Raw genomic sequence first — 1,105 nt, 5'->3', positions numbered from 1 at the left:
ACGTATCCCAGTGGCCGTGAGGTCTCCTACACCCGTGACTCAGCCGGTGACGTCATCGAGGTGACAACGACACAAGCAGGCACCACAACAAACCTGGCAAGCCAGATTGAGCGAGCGCCCTTTGGCCCCGTCACCAGTATGGTCAGAGGGAACGGCATTTCAGAAAGCCGCACTCTGGATCTCGATTACCGTGTCACCGGCATCGACGCTGCTAGGGTGCATTCGCTGGTCTATCGGTACACGCCAGACTCGTTGATTTCAGCCATAGACGACAATCTCAGCTCATCAGTCAATCAGTCACTCGGTTATGACGCGGTTGGCCGCATCACCTCTGCTGAGGGGATCTATGGCGTTTTGGGCTATGGCTATGACGCCACCGGCAACAGGACCTCGATCACGACCGATGGCCTGAGCCAAAGCTACACCATCAACTACATGAACAACTGGTTGGTGAAGGCCGGGCAAACCTCCAGAAGCTATGACGCCAATGGCAACCTGACGAAGCAGGGGGCGGATACCTTCACCTATGACAGCCAGAACCGGCTGGTGGCCGCAACGGTCGCGGGAGTGACTGTAAGCTACACATACAACCATCTGGATCAGCGTGTAACCAAGACCCTAAACGGGCATACCCGGCTGCTGGTTTACGACCTGGCAGGAAACCTCATCGAGGAGCTGGACGCGGCCACTGGAGACGTGCTGGCGGAGTACATCTGGCTCGATGGGACACCCTTGGGCTTTGTTCAGTCAGGACAGACCTACCAAGTCCACGTCGATCACCTGGGCACCCCGAAGGCACTGACCGACGTCAGCGGCCAAGTCGTTTGGAAGGCGAGCTACAGCCCGTTCGGTAAGGCCAGCATCATCATCCAGGGGCCAACCTTCAACCTGCGATTCCCAGGACAGTATTACGACGCGGAGACCGGGTTCCACTACAACTGGCGGCGTTACTACGACCCAGCGACCGGGCGGTACATTACCAGCGACCCTCTTGGCCTGATCGATGGAGTAAACACCTACGGGTATGTGCATGGAAACCCTATGTCCAATACCGACCCGACGGGTGAATTTGCGTTTGTTGGTGCCGGTATTGGAGCTGGGTTGG

General features: G+C 57.5%; 1 protein-coding gene. It reads left to right on the top strand.

From position 1 onward, the window contains the following. Positions 1-1,105 (top strand): RHS repeat-associated core domain-containing protein (locus R7Z50_RS24655; protein ID WP_318149371.1); only part of this gene is annotated, 1,105 nt, incomplete at both ends.

The organism is Vibrio sp. 1249-1 (assembly GCF_033340495.1).
This window is presented reverse-complemented; position numbering and strand designations above follow the sequence as displayed.